The 26,807-nt window shown below is 70.7% G+C and carries 18 protein-coding genes and 1 pseudogene; 14 read left to right on the forward strand and 5 right to left on the reverse strand.

Going from position 1 to position 26,807, the window contains the following annotated elements; translation table 11 throughout:
• Positions 1–2 precede the first annotated feature (2 nt).
• Entirely contained in the window at positions 3–1,586 is a 1,584-nt protein-coding gene (locus tag AFM16_RS28795) for a M1 family metallopeptidase (RefSeq protein ID WP_078635130.1), read from the forward strand.
• A 138-nt stretch (positions 1,587–1,724) separates the two neighbouring features.
• On the forward strand, positions 1,725–3,233 hold the full coding sequence (gene hflX, locus AFM16_RS28800; protein ID WP_078635132.1) for a GTPase HflX: 1,509 nt from the start codon (positions 1,725–1,727) through the stop codon (positions 3,231–3,233).
• A gap of 117 nt (positions 3,234–3,350) precedes the next feature.
• Here hflX and AFM16_RS28805 read toward each other — a convergent pair whose 3' ends face one another.
• Positions 3,351–4,574: a trypsin-like serine peptidase gene (locus tag AFM16_RS28805; RefSeq protein ID WP_030796580.1), complete on the reverse strand. Its 1,224-nt coding sequence runs from the start codon at positions 4,572–4,574 to the stop codon at positions 3,351–3,353.
• A 596-nt stretch (positions 4,575–5,170) separates the two neighbouring features.
• Between AFM16_RS28805 and AFM16_RS28810 the strand changes: the two genes are divergently transcribed.
• The 4 genes and pseudogenes from AFM16_RS28810 (at position 5,171) to AFM16_RS28825 (ending at position 11,491) form a co-directional block, all read left to right on the forward strand.
• On the forward strand, positions 5,171–6,628 hold the full coding sequence (locus AFM16_RS28810; protein WP_245177823.1) for a diaminobutyrate--2-oxoglutarate transaminase family protein: 1,458 nt from the start codon (positions 5,171–5,173) through the stop codon (positions 6,626–6,628).
• A complete protein-coding gene (locus AFM16_RS28815; RefSeq protein WP_179123319.1) occupies positions 6,625–8,571 on the forward strand; it encodes an IucA/IucC family protein in 1,947 nt (648 codons plus the stop codon). Before AFM16_RS28810 ends, AFM16_RS28815 begins: the two co-directional genes overlap by 4 nt.
• Before the next feature lie 114 nt (positions 8,572–8,685).
• A pseudogene (locus AFM16_RS28820) lies at positions 8,686–9,225 on the forward strand (GNAT family N-acetyltransferase); the annotation flags it as partial.
• A 289-nt stretch (positions 9,226–9,514) separates the two neighbouring features.
• Positions 9,515–11,491, forward strand: coding sequence for an ATP-dependent DNA helicase (locus tag AFM16_RS28825; protein ID WP_078635136.1), 1,977 nt, complete (start codon positions 9,515–9,517; stop codon positions 11,489–11,491).
• A 177-nt stretch (positions 11,492–11,668) separates the two neighbouring features.
• On the opposite strand, the gene lexA is transcribed toward AFM16_RS28825, so the two are convergent.
• Positions 11,669–12,448 (reverse strand): transcriptional repressor LexA, encoded by a 780-nt coding sequence (gene lexA / locus AFM16_RS28830; RefSeq protein WP_030796593.1) that lies wholly within the window; start codon positions 12,446–12,448, stop codon positions 11,669–11,671.
• Between the two features lie 515 nt (positions 12,449–12,963).
• On the opposite strand from lexA, the gene nrdR reads away from it, so the two are divergent.
• Both nrdR and AFM16_RS28840 read left to right on the forward strand, forming a co-directional pair.
• Complete coding sequence (gene nrdR, locus AFM16_RS28835) at positions 12,964–13,539, forward strand: transcriptional regulator NrdR (protein WP_030796595.1); 576 nt, start codon at positions 12,964–12,966, stop codon at positions 13,537–13,539.
• A gap of 165 nt (positions 13,540–13,704) precedes the next feature.
• Complete coding sequence (locus AFM16_RS28840; protein WP_078635138.1) at positions 13,705–16,599, forward strand: vitamin B12-dependent ribonucleotide reductase; 2,895 nt, start codon at positions 13,705–13,707, stop codon at positions 16,597–16,599.
• Positions 16,600–16,710: 111 nt separating this feature from the next.
• Here AFM16_RS28840 and AFM16_RS28845 read toward each other — a convergent pair whose 3' ends face one another.
• Complete coding sequence (locus AFM16_RS28845) at positions 16,711–17,244, reverse strand: TerD family protein (protein WP_030796599.1); 534 nt, start codon at positions 17,242–17,244, stop codon at positions 16,711–16,713.
• A gap of 162 nt (positions 17,245–17,406) precedes the next feature.
• Between AFM16_RS28845 and AFM16_RS28850 the strand changes: the two genes are divergently transcribed.
• The 5 genes from AFM16_RS28850 to AFM16_RS28870 all read left to right on the forward strand — a co-directional run bounded on the left by AFM16_RS28850 (position 17,407) and on the right by AFM16_RS28870 (position 21,439).
• Positions 17,407–18,012 (forward strand): YdbC family protein, encoded by a 606-nt coding sequence (locus tag AFM16_RS28850; protein WP_078635140.1) that lies wholly within the window; start codon positions 17,407–17,409, stop codon positions 18,010–18,012.
• A gap of 134 nt (positions 18,013–18,146) precedes the next feature.
• Positions 18,147–18,806, forward strand: a complete 660-nt coding sequence (locus tag AFM16_RS28855; protein WP_030796603.1) for a histidine phosphatase family protein — start codon at positions 18,147–18,149, stop codon at positions 18,804–18,806.
• Between the two features lie 12 nt (positions 18,807–18,818).
• The gene (locus AFM16_RS28860) at positions 18,819–19,724 is read left to right on the forward strand and encodes an ADP-ribosylglycohydrolase family protein (protein WP_078635142.1); all 906 of its coding nucleotides are present in this window, start codon (positions 18,819–18,821) and stop codon (positions 19,722–19,724) included.
• A gap of 306 nt (positions 19,725–20,030) precedes the next feature.
• Positions 20,031–20,732: a ribonuclease HII gene (rnhB, locus tag AFM16_RS28865; protein ID WP_078635144.1), complete on the forward strand. Its 702-nt coding sequence runs from the start codon at positions 20,031–20,033 to the stop codon at positions 20,730–20,732.
• 68 nt (positions 20,733–20,800) lie between these two features.
• Positions 20,801–21,439: a hypothetical protein gene (locus tag AFM16_RS28870; protein WP_078635147.1), complete on the forward strand. Its 639-nt coding sequence runs from the start codon at positions 20,801–20,803 to the stop codon at positions 21,437–21,439.
• Positions 21,440–21,868: 429 nt separating this feature from the next.
• On the opposite strand, the gene AFM16_RS28875 is transcribed toward AFM16_RS28870, so the two are convergent.
• Entirely contained in the window at positions 21,869–22,486 is a 618-nt protein-coding gene (locus AFM16_RS28875; RefSeq protein ID WP_030796610.1) for a hypothetical protein, read from the reverse strand.
• 313 nt (positions 22,487–22,799) lie between these two features.
• On the reverse strand, positions 22,800–24,965 hold the full coding sequence (locus AFM16_RS28880; protein WP_078635149.1) for a RecQ family ATP-dependent DNA helicase: 2,166 nt from the start codon (positions 24,963–24,965) through the stop codon (positions 22,800–22,802).
• Positions 24,966–25,094: 129 nt separating this feature from the next.
• On the opposite strand from AFM16_RS28880, the gene AFM16_RS28885 reads away from it, so the two are divergent.
• Positions 25,095–26,768 carry a DUF4192 domain-containing protein gene (locus AFM16_RS28885; RefSeq protein WP_078635151.1) on the forward strand — a complete coding sequence of 558 codons (1,674 nt, stop codon included), beginning with the start codon at positions 25,095–25,097 and terminating at the stop codon, positions 26,766–26,768.
• Positions 26,769–26,807: the final 39 nt, after the last annotated feature.

The following is a 26,807-nucleotide window of genomic DNA, read 5'->3' on the forward strand; positions in this document are numbered from 1 at the left end:
GCATGCCGCTCACCCTCCGCCACGCGTCGTCCCGCCGCCTTCTGCCCTTCGCCGGTTTCCGTTCTTTTGCCGGTCCCCGTGCTTTTGGCGGTCCCCGTGTCCGCCCCCGCCCGGCGACCTCCCGTCGGCTGAAGTCCGCGCTGCTCGCCTCGGCCGTCTCCGTCTGTCTCGTCGCCGCGAGCGCCCCGGCGGCCCCGCTGGGCGTCGGCGACCGCCTCTACCCGTATCTGGGCAACCCGGGGTACGACGTGGCGTCGTACGACCTCTCCTTCACCTATCCGGGCAGCAACACCGAGCCACTCCGGGCCGTCACCACCATCGACGCCTGGACGACGACCGCCCTGGAGCGGATCAACCTCGACTTCGCCCACGGCGCGGTGGAATCGGTCGAGGTCGACGGCGAGCCCGCCGCCTTCGCCAGCGCCGGCGACGATCTGGTCGTCACCCCGCGCGACCCGCTGGCGACGGGCAGTTGGACGCGCGTCACCGTGCGGCACACCAGCGATCCGGTGGGCGCCGACGGCAGGGACGGCGGCTGGGTGCGCACCGCGGACGGCCTCGCCATGGCCAACCAGGCCGACGCCGCCCACCTGGTCTTCCCCTGCAACGACCACCCCTCCGACAAGGCGCTCTTCACCATCCGGGTCACCGCCCCCGACGGCTACACCGCCGTCGCCAACGGGCTGCCGGCCGGTGTCGACCGGGAGGGCGGCTCGACCACCTGGACGTACCGCACGCAGCACCCCATGGCCACCGAACTCACCCAGGTGTCCATCGGCCGCTCCAGCGTCGTCCACCGCGAGGGACCGCACGCGCTGCCCATCCGCGACGTGGTCCCCACCAAGGACCGCGAGCTGCTCGAACCCTGGCTGAAGAAGACCCCCGACCAGATCGCCTGGATGGAGAGCAAGGTCGGCCCCTACCCCTTCGAGACCTACGGCGTCCTCATGGCCGAGGCGACCACCGGCTTCGAACTGGAGACACAGACCCTCTCCCTCTTCGAGAAGGACCTGTTCACCGAGCCCGGCTACCCCGAGTGGTACATCGAGTCGATCATGGTGCACGAGCTGTCCCACCAGTGGTTCGGCGACAGCGTCAGCCCGCGCACCTGGTCCGACGTCTGGCTCAACGAGGGCCACGCCACCTGGTACGAGGCCCTCTACGCGGAGGAGAAGGCGGGCCGCACCCTGGAGGCGCGCATGAAGGCGGCGTACGGCGCGTCCGACCGCTGGCGCGCCGCCGGCGGACCTCCCGCGCTCCCCAAGCCGCCGCAGGCCGGCCAGAAGATCGGGATCTTCCGCCCCAACATCTACGACGGCGCGGCCCTCGTCCTGTTCGCCCTGCGCGAGGAGATCGGCACCCGCTCCTTCGAGCAGCTCGAACGCGCCTGGGTCCAGGAACACCGGGACTCCACCGCCACCACGGACGACTTCCGGCGCCTCGCCGAGAAGATCTCCGGACGCGACCTCGACGCCTTCTTCCAGGCATGGCTGTACGGCGAGAAGACCCCGCCGATGCCCGGTCACGCCGACTGGGAGACCGCCGCACCCGTCGCGAAGCAGGCCCGTGGACCGGCCTCGGAATAACACGGTGACGAGACGGGGCGTCCCGTGCGACCATCGTCCGGTCGGCGCGGCACGGGTCACGGGAATCTCCCGGGGCACTCGTGCGTTGTTCCACGTGAAGGACCGCCGTATCGGCATCCCCAACGACGTAAGGATCCAATGACCTCCTCTTCTTCCCCTTCCCAGGACGCCAAGCGCTTCGCGCACGCCCACCCCGAAGGTCTTCGGGCCGATGCCCTGATGGAAGAGGACGTCGCCTGGAGCCACGAGATCGACGGAGAGCGGGACGGCGACCAGTTCGACCGCTCCGAGCGCGCGGCCCTGCGCCGCGTGGCGGGCCTCTCCACCGAACTCGAGGACGTCACCGAGGTCGAGTACCGGCAGCTCCGTCTGGAGCGGGTCGTCCTAGTCGGTGTCTGGACCACGGGGACCGCGCAGGACGCGGACAACTCCCTCGCGGAGCTGGCCGCCCTCGCGGAGACAGCGGGCGCGCTGGTGCTCGACGGCGTCATCCAGCGCCGCGACAAGCCCGACGCGGCCACCTACATCGGCTCCGGCAAGGCCGACGAACTGCGCGACATCGTGATCGAGACGGGCGCGGACACCGTCATCTGTGACGGCGAGCTGAGCCCCGGCCAGCTCATCCACCTCGAAGACGTCGTCAAGGTCAAGGTCATCGACCGTACGGCCCTGATCCTCGACATCTTCGCCCAGCACGCCAAGTCCCGAGAGGGCAAGGCGCAGGTCGCGCTCGCGCAGATGCAGTACATGCTGCCGAGGCTGCGAGGCTGGGGTCAGTCCCTGTCCCGTCAGATGGGCGGCGGCAAGGGCGGCGGCCTGGCCACCCGTGGTCCCGGTGAGACCAAGATCGAGACGGACCGGCGCCGGATCCGCGAGAAGATGGCGAAGATGCGCCGGGAGATCGCGGACATGAAGACCGGCCGCGAGATCAAGCGCCAGGAGCGCAAGCGCCACAAGGTGCCCTCGGTCGCCATCGCGGGCTACACCAACGCCGGAAAGTCGTCCCTGCTCAACCGTCTCACCGGCGCGGGCGTCCTCGTCGAGAACGCCCTGTTCGCGACCCTCGACCCGACCGTGCGCCGGGCCGAGACACCGAGCGGCCGGCTGTACACGCTGGTGGACACGGTCGGATTCGTCCGGCATCTGCCGCACCACCTGGTCGAGGCGTTCCGCTCCACCATGGAGGAGGTCGGCGAGGCCGATCTGATCCTGCACGTGGTGGACGGCTCGCACCCCAACCCGGAGGAGCAGCTCGCCGCCGTGCGCGAGGTCGTCCGGGACGTCGGCGCCACCGGCGTGCCCGAGATCGTCGTGATCAACAAGGCGGACGCGGCGGACCCGCTGACCCTCCAGCGGCTGATGCGGATCGAGAAGCGCTCCATCGCGGTCTCGGCCCGTACCGGCCAGGGCATCGAGGAACTGCTCGCGCTCATCGACAACGAGCTGCCGCGGCCCTCGGTCGAGATCGAGGCCCTCGTGCCGTACACCCACGGCAAGCTGGTCGCCCGCGCCCACACCGAGGGCGAGGTGATCTCCGAGGAGCACACGGCGGAGGGCACCCTGCTCAAGGTCCGGGTCCACGAGGAACTCGCGGCGGACCTCGCACCGTACGTGCCGTCCGCGGCTTCGGCCGCCTCGACGGTCTGACCGACAGCCTGAAGGCGAACGCCCGAAGGCGAACGCCACAACGAGCACTACAGCCCGGAGCCCCGCACCCTGTCACAGGGCGCGGGGCTCCGGGCTGTTGTCCTCGCTACTACTGGACTACTGGCCCGCGAACTTGTCGCTCACCGAGTCGAACACACCCTTGGCCACCTCACCCAGCCGCGGCCCCGCGAGCCAGCCCGACGTCACCGGGCCGATCGAGGTGTTGGACACCAGCGCGGGCTTGCCGTCCGACCCCGCGGCCACCCAGCCGCCGCCGGAGGAACCACCGGTCATCGTGCAGCCGATCCGGTACATCGTCGGGTCCGAGGCGTTGATCGACAGCCGTCCCGGCTTGTCCTGGCACTGGTACAGCTTCTGCCCGTCGAACGGCTTCGCCGCCGGGTATCCCGTCGCGGTGATGCTGTTCACCTTCGGTACCGCGGGCGCGTTGAAGTCCACCGGCAGCGCGGAACCGACCGTCTCCTCCAGGGACTTACCGGAGCCACCGTCCTCCGGCGTCACATGGATGACCGCGAAGTCGTACGAGGCACCGTCACCGCCGGTCTGCCCGCCCTGCGCGATCCACTGGTCCGAGGTCCGCGCCCAGTCGCCCCACCAGACACCGTACGGAGCCACCTGCTCCTTGGTCGCCGTCTGGAGCTCCTGGTCCGACAGACCGGAGTCGTTGTACGACGGCACGAACGCGATGTTGCGGTACCAGCCGCCGCTCTTGCCCGCGTGCACACAGTGGCCCGCCGTCCACACCATGTTGGACTTGCCGGGGTGGGCCGGGTCCTTCACGACCGTCGCCGAGCACACCATCGTGCCCTCGGGGGAGTCGAAGAACACCTTGCCCGCCTCGGGGGCGTTGGCGTGGTACTTCGTCGCCACGGCCCGCGCGTCCACCGGCTGCGGCGTCGGGTCGGTCACGCCCTGGTCACCGGTGAGGTCGTTGTCGTCGACCCCGCGGTCCGGGTCCTCGGCGTCCCGCATCCGGTCCGGGTCCCACAGACCCTCGATGATGGGGTTGATGTAGTCCTGCGCCTCACGCAGCCAGTCGTCCTTGTCCCACTGCTTCCAGGCGCCGTTCTTCCACTTGTCGAGATCGATCCCGTGTTCCTTGAGCCGGTCCTTGATGTCGTCCGGGATCTTGAGCTCTCCGGCACCGCCGGCCGTGGCCGTGGCACCGGCCTGACCGTCGACGTCGGTGTCGCCCGAATCACAGGCGGTCGCGGTGAGCGCGAGCACCGAGACGAGGGCGAGGGCGCCCAGCACGGGGGAGGTCCTGCGGCGCGCGGTCCCCCCTCGGCGAACGGTGAACGACGGCCGTATGGATCGCATGGTCTTAACTCCCCCTGCTGTCAACGAACTTGGAGCCGCCGACCGATCCCCTCGCGCGTACTCGTCCTTGGCTCAGGGCGAGTTCGCGCGGGCTCACGGCCAGGTGCGACGGCACCACACGATATGCGTTGGCTGTGCGGTACTCCCCACGGAACGGCAACGGTTCCGTCACGGCAAGGATCTTGAAGCAACCCGTAACCCGTTGCGCACTCCGCGGTTGGTAGCGATGAGGCCGGCCGTCGGTGCCCGGCCTCGCGTACGTGATGCCGGCATCTCGACCTCTCGATTTCTCGGCATCCCGGGCCTTCTGCGCGACGCACCGACGTGCCTCTGGACAACGGGGAGGGCGGGAAGCCGTGACGGTGACCGAATCTTTGGCGGAGGGAGATGCGGCGGGGAGGGACACGGCAGGCGGAGACACGGCAGGTGGAGATAGCGCGGAGAGGGACCCAGCGGGAGCGGGCCCAGCGGGGAAGCATGCGGGGCAGGGGCAGGGGCAGGGGCAGGGAGCTGCGGGGGCGGCGACCGTCCGTGAGGCGGATGCCGGCGGGGTCGGCGTCGCGTCGGGCCCGGTGTCGGGACTCGTATCGGGACCGGTGTCCGGCTTGGGGGGCGCACGGCGCGCGCACGAGGGGATCCTGCGGCGCCAGTCGGCGCGCGAGTCCGCGGCGCGCACCTACGCCCGTGCCCTGCCGATCGTGCCCGTCCGCGCCCGCGGACTGACCATCGAGGGCGCCGACGGCCGCCGCTACCTCGACTGCCTGTCCGGCGCCGGAACCCTCGCCCTCGGCCACAACCACCCCGTCGTGCTGGAGGCCATCCGCAAGGTCCTCGACTCGGGTGCTCCCCTGCACGTCCTCGACCTCGCCACCCCCGTCAAGGACGCCTTCATCACCGAGCTGTTCCGCACCCTGCCGCCCGGCCTCGCCGACCACGCGCGCGTGCAGTTCTGCGGCCCGGCCGGCACGGACGCCGTCGAGGCCGCGCTCAAACTGGTCCGCGCCGCCACCGGCCGCACCGGCGTCCTGGCCTTCACCGGCGCCTACCACGGCATGACCGCCGGATCCCTCGAAGCATCCGGAGGCGCCACCGACGTACGGGTGACCCGCCTGCCCTATCCGCAGGACTACCGCTGCCCGTTCGGAGTCGGCGGCGAGACCGGCGCAGAACTCGCCGCCCGCTGGACCGAATCCCTCCTCGACGACCCCAAGTCCGGGGTCCGCCCACCCGCCGGGATGATCCTCGAACCCGTCCAGGGCGAGGGCGGCGTCATCCCCGCCCCCGACGCCTGGATGCGCCGCATGCGGCAGCTCACCGCCGACCGCGCGATCCCGCTCATCGCCGACGAGGTCCAGACGGGCGTCGGCCGCACCGGCGCCTTCTGGGCGGTGGAGCACAGCGGGGTCACCCCCGACGTCATGGTCCTCTCCAAGGCCATCGGCGGCAGCCTGCCCCTGGCCGTCGTCGTCTACCGCGACGACCTCGACGTCTGGGAACCCGGCTCCCACGCCGGCACCTTCCGCGGCAACCAGCTCGCCATGGCCGCCGGCACGGCCACCCTCGCCTATGTGCGCGAGAACGACCTCGCCCACCGCGCGGCCACCCTGGGCTCCCGCCTCCTCGACCAACTCCGCAGCCTGGCCACGGACTTCCCCTGCATCGGTGACGTCCGCGGACGCGGCCTGATGATCGGCCTCGAACTGGTCGACCCGGCGGGGGAACGCGCGAGCATGACGGACACCCTCCACACGGACCCCACCTCGCCCCCTGCCCGAGGCCCGCACCCGGCGGCCCCCGCCCTCGCCGCCGCCCTCCAGCAGGAGTGCCTGCGCCGCGGCCTGATCGTCGAACTCGGCGGGCGCCACGCCAGCGTCGTCCGGCTGCTCCCGCCGCTGACGATCACCGACGAGCAGGCGGCGGCCGTACTCGACCGCCTGGCCGACGCGATGACTGCGGTGTCCCACGCCCACGCCGTCGGCGCCGTCCCCACGGATCACCCCCTCATCCGGCAGAGCCGGCCGGCCCCGGCCCCACCTCACGAGGAGCGACCTTGACCACCTCCCCACAGCCCGCGGTCCCCACCTCCCCACCGACTGCCTCCTTCCCGGCCCCGCGCCGCCAGGCCGAGACCATCCGCACCGAAGCATCGCTGCCCACCACCGCTCCTTCGACAAGCTCCCCAACCCCCGCATCGCCTCCGGCTTCGACACTCACGTCGAACGACCTCCTCGACCACCCCGACCCGCACACGGCCGCCCAGGCCGCGGCCGTCGAGAACCTGCTGCGCTGCTGGGTCCGCGAGACGGACCTCCCCGCACCGGCCGACGGCACCCTGCGTATTCCGCTCCCCGCCAGCGGCACCGCCCTGCTCGCCCCCGTCCTTTACTGGTCCCCGACCGGCTGCCACCGCTTCGGCCTCCCGCGCCTCGCCGACGCCCCCGACCAGGCCCCACCCGTGGACGCGGTCACACTCGCGGCCCTGCTGTCCCGAGAGACCCCGGGCACCGAGCCCGCCCACAAGGCGCCCATCCAAGAGGCGCCCGACCTCGTCGCCCGCGTCGCCGACTCCGTCCGCCGCACCACCGCTTTCATCAGCGAGCGCCGGGAACACCCCGCCGACGGACCCGACCTCTTCCTCTCCGCCGAGCAGGCACTGGTCCTCGGCCACCCCCTGCACCCGACCCCGAAGAGCCGAGAGGGCCTCTCCGACGCCGAAGCGCGTCTCTACTCACCCGAGTCACATGGCTCCTTCCTCCTCCATTGGCTCGCTGTCGCTCCTTCCGTACTCGCCACCGACTCCGCATGGACGGCCCGGGGCCGTACGATCCCCGCCGTTCGGCTGACGGCGCGGCTGGCCGATGCCGCACTGCCGCTCCCCGACGGCTACGCGGCGCTGCCCGTGCACCCCTGGCAACTCCGCGAGGCCCGGCACCGGCCGGACGTCGCCGCCCTCCTCGACGCCGGCCTGCTCCGCGACCTCGGTGCCCACGGCTCACCCTGGCACCCCACCTCCTCGGTCCGGACCGTCCATCGCTCCGGCGCCCCGGCGATGCTCAAGCTGTCGCTGGGCCTGCGCATCACCAACTCCCGTCGTGAGAACCTCCGCAAGGAACTCCACCGCGGCGTCGAGGTGCACCGGCTGCTCCGCGCCGGCCTGGTCAGGCAGTGGCAGTCGGCCCATCCCGACTTCGACATCGTCCGTGACCCGGCCTGGCTCGCGATCGACGGTCCGGACGGCCTTCCGGTGCCGGGCCTGGACGTCGTCATCCGCCACAACCCGTTCGCTCCGACCGACGACGTCACCTGTGTCGCCGGACTCGTCGCACCCCGTCCGTACCCCGGGCCGGCTACGGACCGACCGCCTGTCCACAGTTCTCGGCTCGTCGCGCTCGTCGCACGCCTTGCGGAGAAGACCGGTCGTCCGCGCGCGGCGGTCGCCGCCGAGTGGTTCCTGCGGTACCTGGAGCAGGTCGTCCGCCCGGTGCTGTGGCTGGACGGCGAGGCCGGCGTCGCCCTTGAGGCGCACCAGCAGAACACGCTGCTTCTGCTGGACGCCGACGGCTGGCCGGCGGGCGGCCGCTACCGCGACAACCAGGGCTACTACTTCCGCGAATCCCGCCGTGCGGAACTCGACGCCCGGCTGCCCGGCATCGGAGAGCGCAGCGACACCTTCGTCTCCGACGAGGTGACCGACGAGCGCTTCGCCTACTACCTCGGCATCAACAACGTGCTCGGACTCATCGGCGCCTTCGGCTCCCAGCAGCTCGCCGATGAGCGCCTCCTGCTCGCCGCGTTCCGCCGCTTCCTCACGGACGTCGCCTCCGGCCCCGACCGGCTGCGCAGCTCTCTGCCCGCCCGACTGCTCGACTCACCCACACTGCGCTGCAAGGCCAATCTGCTGACCCGGCTGCACGGCCTGGACGAACTCGTCGGCCCGGTGGACACCCAGTCCGTCTACGTCACCATCACCAACCCCCTTCATCGTCTGCATTCCTGAACCGACCGCAGAACCGACCGCAATTCCTGAACCGACCGCCGCCCTGCCCCACCACCGCCGAGAGGAGCCCGGTCCGTGTCCGCGTCAGTCTCTTTTCCTGCCGGTGACTGGCGCTCGGCGGTCACGCCCGCAGGCGTGTTCCGTCTGGTGCCCGTGCGCATCGAGCGGGACCTCGCCTGCGTCGAGCGGTGGATGAACGACCCCGAGGTCGCGGAGTTCTGGGAACTGGCGGGGCCCAGGTCCGTGACCGAGCGGCATCTGCGTCGGCAGTTCGCCGACGGCGGGCACAGCGTTCCGTGCCTGGGCGTGTTGGCGGGCACGCCGATGAGTTACTGGGAGATCTACCGGGCGGACCTCGATCCGCTGGCCCGCCACTATCCGGCGCGGCCCCACGACATCGGGATCCATCTGCTCGTCGGCGCGAAGACCGACCGGGGACGAGGACTCGGCAGTCTGCTGCTCAGAGCCGTCGTCGATCTCGTACTGAACGAGTGGCTCGCATGTACTCGTGTCATCGCTGAACCAGACCTTCGCAACACTCCCTCCGTCGCCGCTTTCCTCAGTGCGGGCTTCCGGTTCTCCGCCGAGGTCGACCTTCCCGCCAAACGGGCCGCCCTCATGGTCAGGGACCGGAAGCTGTGTGATGTCTCGTGACGCTCCGAAATCGGACCGTCACAGATGGAACGCCTCGGGAATCGCATCGGTTCCCGTCGGCTCCTCCCTTTCCTCCGACTTCTCTTCCTCCGACTTCTCCGAACCCCGTTGCTCCCGAGCCACACCGCTCCCGAACCCCCCACCCCCATCCCCACCGCTCCCGAACCCGAGAACCCCTCACCTTGACTCCGCCACCAGCTCCCTCTGTCTCCTCTCCAGCCCCCTCTACCTCCCCGACCACCTGCGCGATCCCTCGATTGTCAGTGCCGAGCCGTAGGGTGGTCGCGCTATGACGAAGCCCTCTCTCCCCGAACTCCTGCACGCCGCCGTCGCCGCTGTCGGCGGGGCGGAGCGTCCCGGCCAGGTGGCCATGGCCGAAGCCGTCGCGGAGGCCATCGACGGCGGATCGCACCTGCTCGTCCAGGCCGGCACCGGCACCGGTAAGTCGCTGGGGTACCTCGTGCCCGCGCTCGCGCACGGAGAGAAGGTGGTGGTGGCGACGGCCACCCTGGCCCTCCAGCGCCAGCTCGTGGAGCGGGATCTGCCGCGTACGGTCGACGCGCTGCATCCGCTGCTGCGCCGCCGCCCGGAGTTCGCGATGCTCAAGGGCAGATCGAACTACCTCTGCCTGCACCGCCTGCACGAAGGTGTCCCGCAGGACGAGGAGGAGGGCCTCTTCGACCAGTTCGAGGCGGCCGCGCCCACCAGCAAGATGGGCCAGGACCTGCTGCGCCTGCGCGACTGGTCGGACGAGACCGAGACCGGCGACCGTGACGACCTCACGCCCGGTGTCTCGGACCGGGCCTGGGCCCAGGTGTCGGTGTCCTCGCGGGAATGCCTGGGCGCGTCGAAGTGCGCGTACGGCGCCGAGTGCTTCGCGGAGATGGCCCGCGAGCGCGCCAAGCTGGCGGAAGTCGTCGTCACCAACCACGCCCTGCTGGCCATCGACGCCATCGAGGGCGCCCCCGTCCTGCCCCAGCACGAGGTGCTGATCGTCGACGAGGCCCACGAGCTGGTCTCGCGGGTCACCGGCGTCGCCACCGGCGAACTCACGCCGGGCCAGGTCAACCGTGCGGTGCGCCGGGCCGCGAAACTCGTCAACGAGAAGGCCGCCGACCAGCTCCAGACCGCAGCGGAGGGATTCGAGCGGCTGATGGAGCTGGCGCTGCCCGGCCGTCTGGAGGAGATCCCGGAGGACCTCGGCTACGCGCTGATGGCGCTGCGGGACGCCGCCCGGACCGTGATCTCCGGGATCGGGGCGACCCGCGACAAGTCCGTGCAGGACGAGGACGCGGTCCGCAAGCAGGCGCTCGCCTCGGTGGAGTCCGTGCACGACGTGGCGGAGCGGATCGTCAACGGCTCGGAGTGGGACGTCGTCTGGTACGAGCGGCACGACCGCTTCGGCGCCTCCCTGCGGGTCGCCCCGATGTCCGTGTCGGGCCTGCTGCGGGAGAAGCTGTTCGCCGACCGTTCGGTCACCCTGGCCTCGGCGACCCTGAAGCTCGGCGGCGACTTCAACGGCGTCGGTGCCTCGATGGGGCTCGCCCCCGAGGGCACGGAGGGGGACGACCTGCCGCAGTGGAAGGGCATCGACGTCGGCTCGCCCTTCGACTACCGCAAGCAGGGCATCCTCTACGTGGCCAAGCATCTGGCGCGCCCCGCGCGCGACGGCGACCGCACCGACATGCTGGACGAGCTGACGGAGCTGATCCAGGCGGCCGGCGGCCGGACCCTCGGCCTCTTCTCCTCCATGCGGGCCGCCCAGCTCGCCGCCGAGGAGCTGCGCGGCCGTATCCCCGAGTTCCCGATCCTCCTCCAGGGCGAGGAGACCCTCGGTGAGCTGATCAAGAACTTCGCCGCGGACCCGGCGACGTGTCTGTTCGGCACGCTGTCCCTGTGGCAGGGCGTGGACGTCCCGGGGGCCAGTTGCCAGCTCGTCGTCATGGACAAGATCCCGTTCCCGCGTCCGGACGACCCGCTGATGAGCGCCCGCCAGAAGGCGGTGGAGGACGCGGGCGGCAATGGCTTCATGGCCGTCGCCGCCACACACGCGGCGCTGCTGATGGCGCAGGGCGCGGGCCGGCTCGTGCGCGCGTCGGGGGACCGGGGCGTGGTCGCCGTACTGGACCAGCGGTTGGCGACGGCCCGCTACGGGAGCTATCTGAAGGCGTCCCTGCCGGACTTCTGGTACACCACGGACCGGAACCAGGTGCGGAGGTCGCTCGCGGCGATCGACACGGCGGCCAAGCAGGCCGAGGCGGAGTGAAGCCGGTCGGGTGGCCCGTCCCGGCGTAGGTCCGGGCCACCCGCGCGTGGGTGGGGAGCCGTACAGAACGCCGGGACTTGGCGACCGGGTTTTGCGGACAGCGCAGGGCCCCGGAACCGGCGCAGGGATCCCGGGGCCCAGTCGAGGGGGCGGAGGAGGTGAGTCCGCCCGCCGGTCTCAGACGCGGCGCAGTACGGCCACCACCTTGCCGAGGATGGTCGCGTCGTCACCCGGGATGGGCTCGTAGGCGGCGTTGTGAGGGAGGAGCCAGACATGGCCGTCCTCGCGCTTGAAGCGCTTGACGGTGGCCTCGCCGTCCAGCATGGCGGCGACGATGTCGCCGTTCTCGGCGACGGGCTGGCGGCGGACGGTGACCCAGTCGCCGTCGCAGATCGCGGCCTCGATCATCGAGTCGCCGACGACCTTCAGCACGAACAGTTCGCCGTCACCGACGAGCTGGCGGGGGAGCGGGAAGACGTCCTCGACGGACTCCTCCGCGAGGATCGGCCCGCCGGCTGCGATCCGGCCGACCAGCGGGACGTACGAGGCGGCGGGCTTGCCCGCGGTGTCCGTGGGCTGGACGCTGGCCGCCTGGTCGGAGCCGCGCACCTCGTACGCGCGCGGGCGGTGCGGGTCGCGGCGCAGGAAGCCCTTGCGCTCCAGGGCCATGAGCTGGTGCGCGACCGAGGAGGTGCTGGACAGGCCGACCGCCTGGCCGATCTCCCGCATGGACGGCGGGTAGCCGCGCCGCTGGACCGAGTCCCTGATGACCTCGATCACCCGGCGCTGGCGGTCGGTGAGCCCCGAGCTGTCCGCCCGGATGCCTGGAGGTCGGCCCGGCAGGGAGCGCTTGTGCCCCTCCGGGTTCACGGATTCGTTCATCGCATGCACCGGCTCGAGTCGGCCCTGGGAGCGGTCCTGGGCGGTGATGGTGGCACTGTCTGCGGTGGTGGTCACGTCGGCCCCTCTCGATTGTCTCCCTGCTGGACAACGGTAGTTGCTTTCGAAAGGTTGCGCCAAACACACGTTCGAGTGAAAAAGCGTGGAGAGCGTGACTTGATCATGTTTCCGGGTGTATGGCTGACGCGGCGTCTCGCGGACAAAAGGGCCCTTTGTTGTAGCCTTCACCGCCGCCCCGCTTCCGCGCGGGAGCCGTGCCCCTCCGCGTGCGGCCCCACCGTATCGCCGTGAACCTCGCGTGAACACGGGTGTGCACGCGTGTGTGCGGTGTTCCGAGGGGCCGGCGCGGCGGCCGGAGCGTACGGTGCGTGACCGCGTGGACGCGACACGCGCGCAAGGGGTGCGTGCATGGGCCAATCCCTACATGTAGTGGTTGGATGGCAACAGCAGCCCAGAAGTTGTGTCCCCCGTGTCTTTGGACGCCCGCGGATCGCCTATGCTTGGGGCTGCTTCGAGGGGCCCATGAGGTCCGGCGAGGCCATCGAGTCTGCTGTGAGGAGGGTTGGGAGTTCATGCACTGCCCCTTCTGCAGGCACCCCGACAGCCGTGTCGTCGACAGCCGTACGACGGACGACGGCACGTCCATCCGCCGTCGCCGCCAGTGTCCGGACTGCTCCCGTCGTTTCACGACCGTGGAGACGTGTTCGCTCATGGTGGTGAAGCGGTCGGGAGTCACCGAGCCGTTCAGCCGCACCAAGGTCATCAACGGTGTGCGCAAGGCATGTCAGGGACGGCCTGTCACCGAGGACGCCCTCGCCCAGCTCGGCCAGCGGGTCGAGGAGGCGGTGCGGGCCACAGGGAGCGCCGAGTTGACCACCCACGACGTGGGCCTGGCCATACTCGGGCCGTTGCAGGAGCTGGACCTCGTCGCCTACCTGAGGTTCGCCTCCGTGTACCGGGCCTTCGACTCGCTGGAGGACTTCGAGTCCGCCATCGCGGAACTCAGGGAACAGACGGGACGCTCCGCCGCGGACGATGACGACCGTGAGCACGCGGGAGGCGCCGCGGGCGCTGTCGCGGGGAGCCGGGAAGACGACGGCGGAAGCGGGGCCGTCGAGGTCCCCGTGCCCGCCCACGCCGCCGACTGACCGACAGGCCGGAACCGGACCAGGGTGTCCGGGGCCGGCCCGGGAACGGCGGAACCAGACCTGTTGCGGGCGGTAGCGCGTGGGCGCCCGCAGCACACGACAGAACAACGTGTCACGGGAACAGCGTGGCATTTCAGGGCGTTTTCGCCCGTAGAGGGAGGCGGCATGACAGAGACGGCGAGCGGTCCGGCACGAGGGTCCCGAGCGAAGGGCACCAAGGCCACCAAGGGACTGCGTATCGAGCGCATCCACACCACCCCCGGCGTGCATCCGTACGACGAGGTCGCCTGGGAGCGCCGTGACGTCGTCATGACCAACTGGCGCGACGGCTCGGTCAACTTCGAGCAGCGTGGCGTCGAGTTCCCCGACTTCTGGTCGGTGAACGCGGTCAACATCGTCACCAGCAAGTACTTCCGGGGCGCCGTCGGCACCCCGCAGCGCGAGGTGAGCCTCAAGCAGCTCATCGACCGGATCGTGAAGACCTACCGGAAGGCCGGCGAGGACCACAAGTACTTCTCCTCGCCCGCCGACGCCGAGATCTTCGAGCACGAGCTGGCGTACGCCCTCCTGCACCAGATCTTCAGCTTCAACAGCCCCGTCTGGTTCAACGTCGGCACCCCGCAGCCCCAGCAGGTCTCCGCCTGCTTCATCCTGGCCGTCGACGACTCCATGGAGTCGATCCTCGACTGGTACAAGGAAGAGGGCATGATCTTCAAGGGCGGCTCCGGCGCCGGCCTGAACCTCTCCCGCATCCGCTCCTCCAAGGAGCTGCTGTCCTCCGGCGGCAACGCCTCCGGCCCGGTCTCCTTCATGCGCGGTGCCGACGCCTCCGCCGGCACCATCAAGTCCGGTGGCGCCACCCGCCGCGCGGCCAAGATGGTCGTCCTCGACGTCGACCACCCGGACATCGAGGACTTCATCCAGACCAAGGTCAGCGAGGAGGAGAAGATCCGCGTCCTGCGCGACGCGGGCTTCGACATGGACCTGGGCGGCGACGACATCACGTCCGTCCAGTACCAGAACGCCAACAACTCGGTCCGCGTGAACGACGAGTTCATGCAGGCCGTGGAGCAGGGCGGCCAGTTCGGCCTGCGCGCGCGGATGACCGGCGAGGTGATCGAGAAGGTCGACGCCAAGGCGCTCTTCCGCAAGATCGCCGAGGCCGCCTGGGCCTGCGCCGACCCCGGCATCCAGTACGACGGTGTCATCAACAACTGGCACACCTGCCCCGAGTCCGGCCGGATCACCGCGTCGAACCCGTGCAGCGAGTACATGCACCTGGACAACACGTCCTGCAACCTCGCCTCGCTGAACCTGATGAAGTTCCTCAAGGACGACGGCCAGGGCACCCAGTCCTTCCAGACCGAGCGCTTCCAGCAGGTCGTCGAGCTGGTCATCACCGCGATGGACATCTCCATCTGCTTCGCCGACTTCCCGACCCAGAAGATCGGCGAGAACACGCGCGCGTTCCGCCAGCTCGGCATCGGCTACGCCAACCTCGGCGCCCTGCTGATGGCCACCGGACACGCCTACGACTCCGACGGCGGCCGCGCACTGGCCGGTGCCATCACCTCCCTGATGACCGGCACCGCCTACCGCCGCTCCGCCGAACTGGCCGCGGTCGTCGGCCCGTACGACGGCTACGCCCGCAACGCCGACGCCCACAAGCGCGTCATGAAGCAGCACTCCGACGCCAACGCCGTCGCCGTCCAGGCCGACGACCTGGACTCCCCGGTCTGGGCCGCCGCCACGGAGGCCTGGCAGGACGTGCTGCGCCTCGGCGAGAAGAACGGCTTCCGCAACTCCCAGGCGTCCGTGCTCGCCCCGACCGGCACCATCGGCCTCGCGATGTCCTGCGACACCACCGGTGTCGAGCCCGACCTCGCGCTGGTCAAGTTCAAGAAGCTGGTCGGCGGCGGCTCGATGCAGATCGTCAACGGCACCGTCCCGCAGGCCCTGCGCCGCCTGGGCTACCAGGAGGAGCAGATCGAGGCGATCGTCGCCCACATCGCCGACCACGGCAATGTGATCGACGCCCCGGGTCTGAAGCAGGAGCACTACGAGGTGTTCGACTGCGCCATGGGCGAGCGCGCCATCTCCCCGATGGGCCACGTCCGCATGATGGCCGCGATCCAGCCCTGGATCTCCGGCGCCATCTCCAAGACGGTCAACATGCCGGAGACGGCGACCGTCGAGGAGGTCGAGGAGATCTACTTCGAGGCGTGGAAGCTGGGCGTCAAGGCGCTCGCGATCTACCGCGACAACTGCAAGGTCGGCCAGCCCCTCTCCGCGAAGACCAAGGAGAAGGAGAAGGCCGAGATCACCGAGAAGGCCGAGGACACGATCCGCACCGCGGTCGAGAAGGTGGTCGAGTACCGCCCGGTCCGCAAGCGTCTCCCCAAGGGCCGTCCCGGCATCACCACGTCCTTCACCGTCGGTGGCGCCGAGGGCTACATGACCGCCAACTCCTACCCGGACGACGGTCTCGGCGAGGTCTTCCTGAAGATGTCGAAGCAGGGCTCGACCCTCGCGGGCATGATGGACGCGTTCTCCATCGCCGTCTCCGTCGGCCTGCAGTACGGCGTCCCGCTGGAGACGTACGTCTCGAAGTTCACCAACATGCGCTTCGAGCCGGCCGGTATGACGGACGACCCGGACGTGCGGATGGCGCAGTCGATCGTCGACTACATCTTCCGCCGCCTGGCGCTCGACTTCCTGCCCTTCGAGACCCGCTCCGCGCTCGGCATCCACTCCGCCGAGGAGCGTCAGCGTCACCTGGAGACCGGTTCGTACGAGCCGAACGACGAGGACGTCGACGTCGAGGGCCTGGCCCAGTCCGCCCCGCGGCAGACGGACCTGAAGGCTGTCGTCACCCCCAAGGCCGACATCGAGGTGGCGGCGCCCGCCCCGAAGCAGGCCCACACCAGCGCCGAACTGGTGGAGATGCAGCTCGGCATCCAGGCCGACGCCCCGCTGTGCTTCTCCTGCGGCACGAAGATGCAGCGCGCCGGTTCCTGCTACATCTGCGAGGGCTGCGGCTCGACCAGCGGTTGCAGCTAGTCTCGGGCGCCGCTGAGGCGTGAACGATCCGTCAAAGGCGGTGGAGCCGGTCTCGGTTCCACCGCCTTCGGCGTGTACGGCGGCCTGTGCGAGGCGTCTGACCTCAGGGCATCAGGACGACCGGCGTACCTGGCCCATCACCCGGGTGAACGTCGCCGGGTCGTCCTCGAAGCCCTGGACGCCCGAGGTGAACGTCCAGCCGTCGCTCTCGCGCACGAACTCCGCGACCGTCGCGGCCGTGGCGCCCAGGACGTCGCCGAAGTCGCCCTCGGCCAGGACGGTGTAGCCCTCCCGTATCCGGTAGGCCGGGTTGGCCACGTTCACGAACGTCCGGTCCTCGCGGTGCTGCTGGATGACCACACCGAGCACCACACGCGTGTACCGCGCGTTCAGCCGGTCCAGCTCCAGCGTCATGACCTCGTCCCAGCCGAAGCCTTTGCCGTCCTTGCTGTCACGGTTGAGGATGATGGTGCCGTCGGGGGATCGGCTGTCGAAGTGCACCACATAGGCGGGCGCGCCGTGCGGATCGTCCGCCAGGTAGGTCGCGGCAACGATGTCCAGGTCCGTGTCGGACTGCCCAGTGGGACTCGGGTCCCACTTCAGCGCCATCTCGACTTTGCGGATCCCCTTGTTGAGGCCGTTCACCGGACTCTCCTCCCCGTGTCCCCGACTGCCGTCGTCCGAACTGCTGCCTCGTCAGGGCAGGTTGTCCATCCTGCCACGTGGGTCCGACAGTCGGCATGACCGCACTGGGCCAGAGAGTGACCGACGCCACGCCGCGTGGCCTTCTGGCCTTACGATGGCGCGGTGCTGGTCAAGTGGATTCGCTGCACCGTGGTGGACCGCCGCGGTTTCGAGCGGGGGCAGCGGAAGTGGGCGGGGCTTCTGGGGGAGCCGGGGTTTCGGGGACAGGGCGGGGGCTGGAGCAGGGGACGGCCCTCGGTGGCCCATGTCTTCGCCTTCTGGGAGAGCCGCGCCTTCTACGACTCGTTCATGGCCCGTTCCCATGACCGGCTGGCCCAGACCCAGGCAGGCACTTTCAAGGACGCCCAGGTCCGGCTCTTCGACTACCGCTTCGACGTGAAGACGGGGTTCGAGCCCCGCTTCACCGACTCCGACCTGCTGCGGGTCGCCCTGTGCCGGGTCCACGAGGAGCGCGCCGAGCACTTCACCCTGATGCAGGAGAAGGTCTGGAACCCCGCCATGGCCGGCTCGCCCGGCATGATCCGCGGGATGTTCGGCGAGGCGCCGGGGCACGAGTTCCTGGTCCTGTCGATGTGGCGCTCCGAGGCCGAGCACGGAAAGTACCGCACCGAACGCGTGGAGCGGCTGGCGCTGCGCGCCCAGACCGAGGCGGACATAGCCGCCCTGACCGGGGACATCGTCGAGCTGGAGTCGACCTGGACGGTGTGAGATCCCGGACCCGAGAGTCCGAGGGTCCGCAACCCGTACACCCGTGTGATTTCCGGTGCGGAATCCGTGTGACCTACGCCGTATGGTGCCAGGACGAGTATTCGATCTGCCGCCACCCGATCTAGGGTCTTGGCATGGCACGACCACGGCGCATCGTCCTTGTCCGGCACGGGGAGTCAACGGGCAATGTTGATGACACCGTCTACGAGCGTGAACCCGACCACGCACTAGCCCTCACCGACCGCGGGCGGCAACAGGCCGAGGAGACCGGCAGAAGGCTCAGGGAAGTGCTCGGCCGCGAGCGCGTCAGCGTGTACGTCTCACCGTATCGGCGCACCCACGAGACCCTGCGGGCCTTCCACCTCGACAGCGACCTCATACGCGTACGCGAGGAGCCCAGGCTGCGCGAGCAGGACTGGGGGAACTGGCAGGACCGCGACGACGTACGGCTTCAGAAGGCGTACCGGGACGCCTACGGGCACTTCTTCTACCGCTTCGCCCAGGGCGAGAGCGGAGCCGACGTCTACGACCGGGTCGGCGGCTTCCTGGAGAGCCTCTTCCGCAGCTTCGAGGCCCCCGACCACCCCCCGAACGTGCTCATCGTGACCCACGGCCTCGCCATGCGCCTCTTCTGCATGCGCTGGTTCCACTGGACGGTCGCCGAGTTCGAGTCGCTGTCGAACCCCGGGAACGCCGAGATGCGGATGCTCGTTCTTGGAGACGACGGTAAGTACACACTTGACCGGCCCTTCGACCGCTGGCGAGATCCGGAACCGTACGGGATCACCGGATAGAGTGGCAGAGCGATGACCGCTGACTCCTCTCCCGACGGGCGCCTGGAGCGCGCCCTCGCCAGCCTGCGCGGACTCTCGGTGGGTGACGCACTGGGCTCGCAGTTCTTCGTCCCGGTGAACTACCCGCTGCTGAAGCGCCGCGAGCTGCCCCCCGGTCCCTGGCAGTGGACCGACGACACCGAGATGGCCTGCTCCGTGGTGGCAGTCCTCGCCGCCCACCACCGCATCGACCAGGACGCCCTCGCGCACGCCTTCGCGGACCACCACGACTTCGACCGCGGCTACGGCCCCGCCGTCAACCGACTGCTCCGGCTGGTCAGGGAGGGCGCCGACTGGCGCGAACTCTCGACCGCCCTCTTCAACGGCCAGGGCTCCTGGGGCAACGGCGCCGCGATGCGGATCGCCCCCCTCGGCGCCTGGTACGCGGACGACCCCGAGCAGGCCACCCACCAGGCGGAGATCTCCTCGTACCCCACGCACCAGCACCGGGAGGCCGTCGTCGGGGCCATGGCCGTCGCCGCGGCCGCCGCCCTCGCCGGGGCGCCGGGAGGACCGCCGAGTGCCGGCGCCCTGCTCGACGGCGTGATCGCGCTCATCCCGAAGAGCGCCGTCGGCGCCGGCCTGCGACGGGCCAGGGACATGCTCGACTACGGCGACGCGGCCACCGTCGCCGCCGTGCTGGGCTGCGGACGGCGCACCTCGGCCCATGACACCGTGCCCTTCGCCCTCTGGTCGGCGGCTCGCGCCCTCGGCGACTTCGAGGGCGCCTTCTGGACGACCGCCCAGGTGGGCGGCGACGTGGACACGACCTGCGCCATCGTGGGCGGCGTCCTGGCCGCGGGGAAGGCCGGTGCTCCACCCGCCGCCTGGGCGGACCATGTCGAGGCCCTGCCCGAGTGGGTGCGAGGCACTGAGTGACGGCGCTCGGCGCCACTCCCTCGATGATTCGCAGGCGTGATCTTGTGTGGGATGCGCTGCCGGGCCCGTCGTTCGCGTGTAGCTGTCTGTGATGGCCAATTGGTCGGTCAGGGGCGGGTGGTGAGGGCAGAGAACGCCTCCGCCTCTGCCGCCGTTCGGGTCGTGTCGGCGCATGCGCTGAGCGTGTGCATCGGCGAATGAGATCGGCACGGTTCCGGTCGATCCGAGGACGATTTCGGTGCGGTCGGGCTGTCTAGGGGGCCGGGGTGTCGCGAGGGGATCCGGGCGGCGTACGCTAAGGGCGCCATGCCGTACGAACCCCCTACTCACACCGTCGAGCGCTCCCTTCGCGCCACGACCGGAGCGAAGGTCATCGCCGGTGTCGACGAGGTCGGCCGCGGAGCGTGGGCCGGACCCGTCACCGTCTGCGCGGCGATCACCGGACTGCGCAGGCCGCCCGTCGGCCTGACCGACTCCAAGCTCCTCACCGTCAAGCGACGCAACGAACTCGACGAGATACTGCGGAAATGGGTGAGTTCCTACGCCCTGGGGCATGCCTCTCCCGAGGAGATCGACGGACTGGGCATGACGGCCGCGCTGCGGCTCGCCGCAGGGCGGGCACTGGACGCGCTGCCGATCCGCCCCGACGCGGTGATCCTCGACGGGAAGCACGACTACCTCGGCGCCCCGTGGAAGGTCCGTACGGTCATCAAGGGCGACCGCTCGTGCGTGGCGGTGGCGGCGGCCTCGGTGATCGCGAAGGTTCAGCGCGACAAAATGATGGCCGAACTGGGTATCGACCATGCAGACTTCGGTTTTGCGGACAATGCCGGGTATCCCTCACCTGTGCACAAGGCCGCACTGGAGGTACGGGGCCCCACTCCGTTCCACCGGTTGTCGTGGGCGTATCTTGATGCGCTGCCCCAGTGGCGGCATCTCAAGAAGGCCCGTAGCTGGGCGGAGGGAAGCGTTCCGGAGATCGAGGGCCAGCTGGGTTTCGACTTCTGACCATTCCGCTCGCACTGATGTGCCACCTGCTGGCGCGAGCCGCACCAGCGTTTGATAAAAAACAGCTCATGCCTCTCATTCCCGAGGAGCCTCAGATTCACGAGAGTGCCCAGGGTCCCCGCGCCACTCCGGCCAGTGGCCGCACAGCGCCGACCCCTCGCCCCGTACCCGGTCCCCGTCCTGCGGCGCCGTCGCGCCCCGGTCGTCCCGGACCTCTGCGGCCCACGCCGCCGGCGCAGCGCGCCCCGCGTGACGCCGCGCCCAAGCCCGGGCCCTCGGCCCCGGCCGCTCCCGCCGCCTCCGCGCCCGCCACGGCGGTTCCCCAGATCCAGCTGATCCCCGCCTCGGCCGACGGCGCCCTGGACGCCGCCGAGGAGGCAGTGGACCTGCTGCTCGACTCGGGTCGCGCTCCGGGGGAGGTGCTGGTCCTCACCACGGGCGAGCAGCACCCCTGGGCCGCCCACGAGCTGACCTTCGGCGAGGCGTCCTACTGGGCGCAGCACGACGCGGGAGACGACGTCTTCTACGCCGATGCCGCCGCCGTGGGCCGGGCGTCGGCGCGCCCGGTCGTCGTGGTCGCCGTCAACGGCGGCTCCGACACGGCCGCCGCCACCGCTCTGCCTCTGGCTCGTGCTCGGGCCGGCGCCCTGCTGATCGTCTGCGGAGACCCGCAGCGGATCAACGCGGCGCTGGGCGCGGGCGTCTGAGCCGGTTCCGGTAGACCGGGGACATCGGAGCCGGGGAGGCGTCGTCGCGGCGGCACCTCCACGGTTTTGCTCCACGCGTCGCTTCTACGCGCGCGGATGACGGCGTCCCGGCGCGCTTCGGTGCGGCCGGGGCCTGATCGAGGTCCGGAGCCGACGCTCTGCTGCCGTCCGGCAGGCGTCGGGTGTCGTCGGCCGATCGCCGGGCCTGCGGGCCCGGCGTCTGTGGCCCGCCTCGGGCGGCTCACTGGATGAACGTCCGCCCGTCCCCGATGGTTCCCGACCCGCAGGCTCACGTCGTGCGTGATGCGTCGTGCGCTGCACGGCGGCCGGGCAGGGGAGTGTCATCGGTCGTGCCTGGTGCCCTCGGGCGGCTCTCCCTTCCGCGTCCGGGTACGTCAGGGAGCAGTACGGGTCGGACCGGCGTCCGGCTCAGCGAGCGGCGGCGCGGCGGAGTACCTCCGACGCGGCACCGCCGGTCCGGGGCAGCGGCGGCGGCGCCTCGAACAGGCCGAACGGCTCCGCCGCGGACTCCGAGTTGGGGCGCCGTCCTCCGCGACCCTCACCGAGGACCTGCCAGCCGTCCCGCGTCAGCGTGATGTACGCCCCGCAGCGCAGCCCGTGAAGCGTGCAGGCGTCCCGCAGCCCCCACATCCACGCGCCGTCCTCCTCCGTCCAACGCGCCTCGCCGTCACGGCAGTACATCAGCACGGCGGTGCGCACCGGGGTGCGGCGCCGCAGGTCGTGCGGAATGATCCGGCGCAGTTGGGCGAGCAGCGCGTTGCGGAACATCCAGCCGTCGGCCGGTGCCTGACGCCGGGTGAACGAGGCGCTGGCACAGACCCGTTCGTCCGGATCGAGGACGGCCACGACGGCGGTGGCCGGCCTGGGCACGTGCCGTGCGTGCAGACCGCTGACCACTTCCCGCGGGTTGCGCAGCAGAGGGATGCCGGCCGCGGCCCATTCGGCGGGCTCGAGCAGGCGGTTGGCGGAGGCGGCGGACGTGGACGACAGCGATGCTGCCGAGGACGGAGCGAATCCGAGGGTCACGATCCTCCCTTCGGCTACGGCCCACACTGCGGGCGGGTCGGATTCGGGGGAGCGCACGCCACAGAGAGCCCTTCCGGAACTACGGGCGGGATCCGTGCGGGGAGCGGAATTCAATTCTTCCTGTCGAACTGGGATGCGGCAACGAGCAATTGGGGCCACCGACCGTTATATGGAGGTCCGGGTCATATATCCCTACCCGGTGATGCGTAGTTCGACGCGTGGGCCGCCGCCTGTCCCGCTCATGCGGAGGCAGGCGGACTCAGCCGTGTCACAGGGGTGCGGGGAGGGGCGCGGCGGCGGCCACGCGCTGTGATCATCCCTGCACAGCGAGGACGAGAGGCAACACCCCCTGCGCTCCCGCGCGTCGGAGCAGTCGGGCGGCGACCGCGAGGGTCCAGCCCGTCTCCACGTAGTCGTCCACGAGCAGTACGGGCCCTTGCGTGTCCGCGAGGGCGACGGCCAGCTCCTGCGGCACCTCCAGCATGCCGTCCAGTGCCTTGAGGCGCTGAGCGCTGTTGCTCCGGGTGACCGGTGAGGCGTCACCGCTGTACTCGACCGTGCCCAGCAGCGGCAGGCGGCCGACCTCCGCGATGCGTGCGCCCAGTGAACGGATCAACTGCGGCCGGGTGCGCGACGCGAGGGTGACCACACCGACCGGGCGCGGCTGTGCGTCGGGCTCCCCGGAGGCCCAACCGCCCGGCCCTTTCGCCCAATCGGCCAACACGGTCACGACGGCCCGCGCCACATCGTCCGGAACTGATCCGTCCGGAGCCTGCGCGGTGAGCATCGGACGGAGCCGGTTGCCCCAGCCGATGTCCGAAAGGCGCCCCAAGGCCCTTCCGGTGGCCGCCTGTTCGCCCGCCGAGATCCGTCCCTTGAGGTCCATGCCGATCGCGGGGAGACCGGTCGGCCACATCCGGCGGGGCTCCACCTCGACACCCGCGCGGCCCAGATCGACCCGCGCGGCGTCCAGCGCCGCCGAGGACGTATCGGCGGCGTAGCGGGCTCCCGCGCAGTTGTCGCAGCGTCCGCAGGGCCTCGCGCCCTCGTCGTCGAGCTGGCGCTGGAGGAACTCCATCCGGCACTCCGTCGTCGACGCGTACTGCCGCATCGCCTCCTGCTCGGCCTTGCGCTGGCGCGCCACCCAGTCGTACCGCTCGGTCTCGTAGGTCCACGGCCGGCCGGTGGCGATCCAGCCGCCCTTCACTCGCTTGACCGCCCCGTCCACGTCGAGCACCTTGAGCATGGTCTCCAGACGGGAGCGGCGCAGCTCCACCAAGGGCTCCAGGGCGGGCAGCGACATCGGCTTCTCCGCGCGGGCGAGGACGTCCAGCGTGCGGCGCACGAGGTCCTCCGGGGGGAACGCGAGCGACGCGAAGTACTCCCAGATCGCTTCGTCCTCCCTGCCCGGCAGCAGGAGCACCTCGGCGTGCTCGACACCGCGGCCCGCCCGGCCCACCTGCTGGTAGTAGGCGATGGGGGAGGAGGGCGAGCCGAGGTGCACGACGAAGCCCAGGTCGGGCTTGTCGAACCCCATGCCGAGCGCCGAGGTCGCGACCAGCGCCTTGACCTTGTTGGCCAGCAGATCCTCCTCGGCCTGCTGCCGCTCGGCGTTCTCCGTACGGCCCGTGTAGGAGGCGACCAGGTGTCCGCGCTGCCGGAGGAAGGCGGTGACCTCCTCGGCGGCGGCCACCGTGAGCGTGTAGATGATCCCGGAGCCCGGCAGCTCGTCCAGGTGGTCGGCGAGCCACGCCATGCGGTGCGCGGCGTCCGGCAGCCGGAGCACGTTCAGGCTGAGGCTCTCCCGGTTCAGCGGGCCGCGCAGCACCAGCGCGTCCGACGAACCGCCCGTGCCCAGTTGCTCGGCCACGTCGGCCGTCACGCGCGCGTTCGCCGTCGCCGTCGTGGCGAGCACCGGAACGCCCGTCGGGAGGTCGGTGAGCATGGTCCGCAGCCGACGGTAGTCCGGGCGGAAGTCATGGCCCCAGTCGGAGATGCAGTGGGCTTCGTCGACCACCAGCAGCCCGGTCGCGGCGGCCAGCGCGGGCAGCACCTGATCGCGGAAATCAGGGTTGTTGAGCCGCTCGGGACTCACCAGCAGGACGTCGACCTCACCCGCCGCGATCTCACCCTGCACGGTCTCCCACTCCTCGGTGTTGGAGGAGTTGATCGTCCGTGCGTGAATACCGGCCCGGGCCGCCGCCTCGACCTGGTTGCGCATCAGGGCGAGAAGCGGTGAGACGATCACGGTGGGCCCGGCGCCTCTGGCCCGGAGGAGCGAGGTCGCCACGAAGTAGACCGCGGACTTGCCCCACCCGGTGCGCTGGACGACCAGGGCCCGGCGCCGGTCGGCGACCAGCGCCTCGATGGCCCGCCACTGGTCCTCACGCAGCCGGGCGCCGCCGGTGGCGTCGCCGACGAGCCGGGCGAGGACGGTGTCGGCGTCCGCCCGGAGATCCGCGTTGTTCGTGTGCTCCATGCCTCCATACAACAGGACGGCACTGACAATCCGGTCGCGATCGCCGCCCGCCCCCGACTGTTGTCGTGGCCCTGATCGGACTTATCCACAGGCCAAGCGGAACTTTGCGATCCGCGAGATCGTCAGCGCATGACGAATCACAGCGAAACGACTGGATCCCCCGAAAACGGCGACATCACCGGCGGTGGTGGTCCGGCGGGGCAGGCGGAGCGAGAAGAGTGGGAGCAGTGGAACGAGGGAGAGGAGTGGGAGTCGTACGGGGGTGAGGCGGAGGTCGGTGCGCCACCCGTCGACGACGGCCCCTTGCCGTACATCAGTCACAGCCCGTACGACGCGAGGACTTCGTACGACAGCAGCCCGACCGTCCATCAAGTCACCCTGCGCACACCCGCCGAGCTGGCCGACGCGCTGCCGTACCTGCTCGGACACCGGCCGGAGGACAGCATCGTTCTGGTGACCCTGGACGACCGAGGCCGGAGGGGCAGGTTCGGCGGACGGGCCCGGCTCGGCATCCCCGCCAACCCGGACGACTGGCCCGACGTCGCGATGCAACTCGCGCGCGGACTCGTGAAGGGCCGCGAACGGCGAGGAGTGCGACCCGCCCAGATGGTCGTCTACCTCTGTCAGGAGCCGGGCCCGGGCGAGACGGGCCGGCAGGTCATGGAGCGGCTGCAACCGCTGGCCCACAAGCTGCGCCTGGCCTGCGGGGACCTCGAAGTCCCGGTGATCGAAGCGCTGTGCATCTCCGACGGCCGCTTCTGGTCGTACTGCTGCTCCAGGGAAGGCTGTTGTCCGGTCGAAGGCACCGCCATGGGTCTGCCCGGCACCTCCGTGCTGGCCGCGGCCGCCACCTACGCGGGGATCCAGGTCCGGGGCACACTGCGCGAGTTGCGGGCCAGGCTGCTGCCCTGGGAGGGCGGCGACGCACTGGAGCAGGAGGTCGCCCTGGACGCCGCGGGCATGGCGCTCGTCCCCAGGATTCTCGACGACGTGAGCCGCGCGGAGGTGGCCGAGGAGACGCTCGGTCTGGCCGGACGTCTCATCCGGCGGTTCGGTGAAGCGCCCGCGATTCCCGGCGTATTGCTCGCGGATCGCCGGGACGACGAACTGATCGGGTCCGACGAGGCCGCGACGCTCATCCTCGGCCTCCAGGACCGTGAGACGCGTGACCGTGCGGCCGAGTGGATGGAGGGCGACGAGGCCGCTCCGGCCCTGCGTCTGTGGCGGGCGTTGGCGCGCCGCTGTGTCGGACCGTACGGCGAACACGCGGCGGCACCCCTCACGCTGGCGGGCTGGGTCGCCTGGTCCAGCAGAGACGAACTGGAGGCCAGGGAAGCGCTGGCCATGGCCCTCGGCGCGGATCCCGAGTACCTCTTCGCCCGACTTCTCCACCAGGCCTGCAACGAGGGCCTCGACCCCGAGTCGGTACGACGCTGCCTGCGCTCTGCGCGGGAGCGGCGCGGGGCGCCGTCCGACAGGGATGGCCTGACCGGGGAGCGCGAACTCGCGCCGCCGAGTGGCCAGATGAGTGGTCAGGCGGACGACCAGGCGCGTGCGCAGGTACCGGAGCAGATGTCCGTACGGGTGCCTCGGCAGCGGAATGGCTGTGCGCCGGCGACGCTGACCGGCCGTCGGCGTCGACGTTCGGGCGTGGTCCGTCCTTCTTCGAGCACCACGCGCCCTGTCCCTCCGGGCCGGGGCGGCTCACGGCCTCGCACCGAGGTGAACCCCGCCGTGCGGAGCCGGGGCGACCGACCCGAAGGGGCAAGGCCCGACAGCGACGGCTCCAAGAAGGAGGTGTGAGCGACTGCGCGTGCCACACGGCCATTCGGTGGGCCTCGG

This window comes from Streptomyces antibioticus (assembly GCF_002019855.1).
GTDB lineage: Bacteria > Actinomycetota > Actinomycetes > Streptomycetales > Streptomycetaceae > Streptomyces > Streptomyces antibioticus_B.

Bases quoted from the DNA above. Each gene is read 5' to 3' on its own strand.
- AFM16_RS28795 (WP_078635130.1), top strand. From the start codon at position 3: ATGCCGCTCACCCTCCGCCACGCGTCGTCCCGCCGCCTTCTGCCCTTC.
- hflX (WP_078635132.1), top strand. From the start codon at position 1,725: ATGACCTCCTCTTCTTCCCCTTCCCAGGACGCCAAGCGCTTCGCGCAC.
- AFM16_RS28805 (WP_030796580.1), bottom strand. From the start codon at position 4,574: ATGCGATCCATACGGCCGTCGTTCACCGTTCGCCGAGGGGGGACCGCG.
- AFM16_RS28825 (WP_078635136.1), top strand. From the start codon at position 9,515: ATGACGAAGCCCTCTCTCCCCGAACTCCTGCACGCCGCCGTCGCCGCT.
- nrdR (WP_030796595.1), top strand. From the start codon at position 12,964: ATGCACTGCCCCTTCTGCAGGCACCCCGACAGCCGTGTCGTCGACAGC.
- AFM16_RS28840 (WP_078635138.1), top strand. From the start codon at position 13,705: ATGACAGAGACGGCGAGCGGTCCGGCACGAGGGTCCCGAGCGAAGGGC.
- AFM16_RS28855 (WP_030796603.1), top strand. From the start codon at position 18,147: ATGGCACGACCACGGCGCATCGTCCTTGTCCGGCACGGGGAGTCAACG.
- AFM16_RS28860 (WP_078635142.1), top strand. From the start codon at position 18,819: ATGACCGCTGACTCCTCTCCCGACGGGCGCCTGGAGCGCGCCCTCGCC.
- rnhB (WP_078635144.1), top strand. From the start codon at position 20,031: ATGCCGTACGAACCCCCTACTCACACCGTCGAGCGCTCCCTTCGCGCC.
- AFM16_RS28870 (WP_078635147.1), top strand. From the start codon at position 20,801: ATGCCTCTCATTCCCGAGGAGCCTCAGATTCACGAGAGTGCCCAGGGT.
- AFM16_RS28880 (WP_078635149.1), bottom strand. From the start codon at position 24,965: ATGGAGCACACGAACAACGCGGATCTCCGGGCGGACGCCGACACCGTC.
- AFM16_RS28885 (WP_078635151.1), top strand. From the start codon at position 25,095: ATGACGAATCACAGCGAAACGACTGGATCCCCCGAAAACGGCGACATC.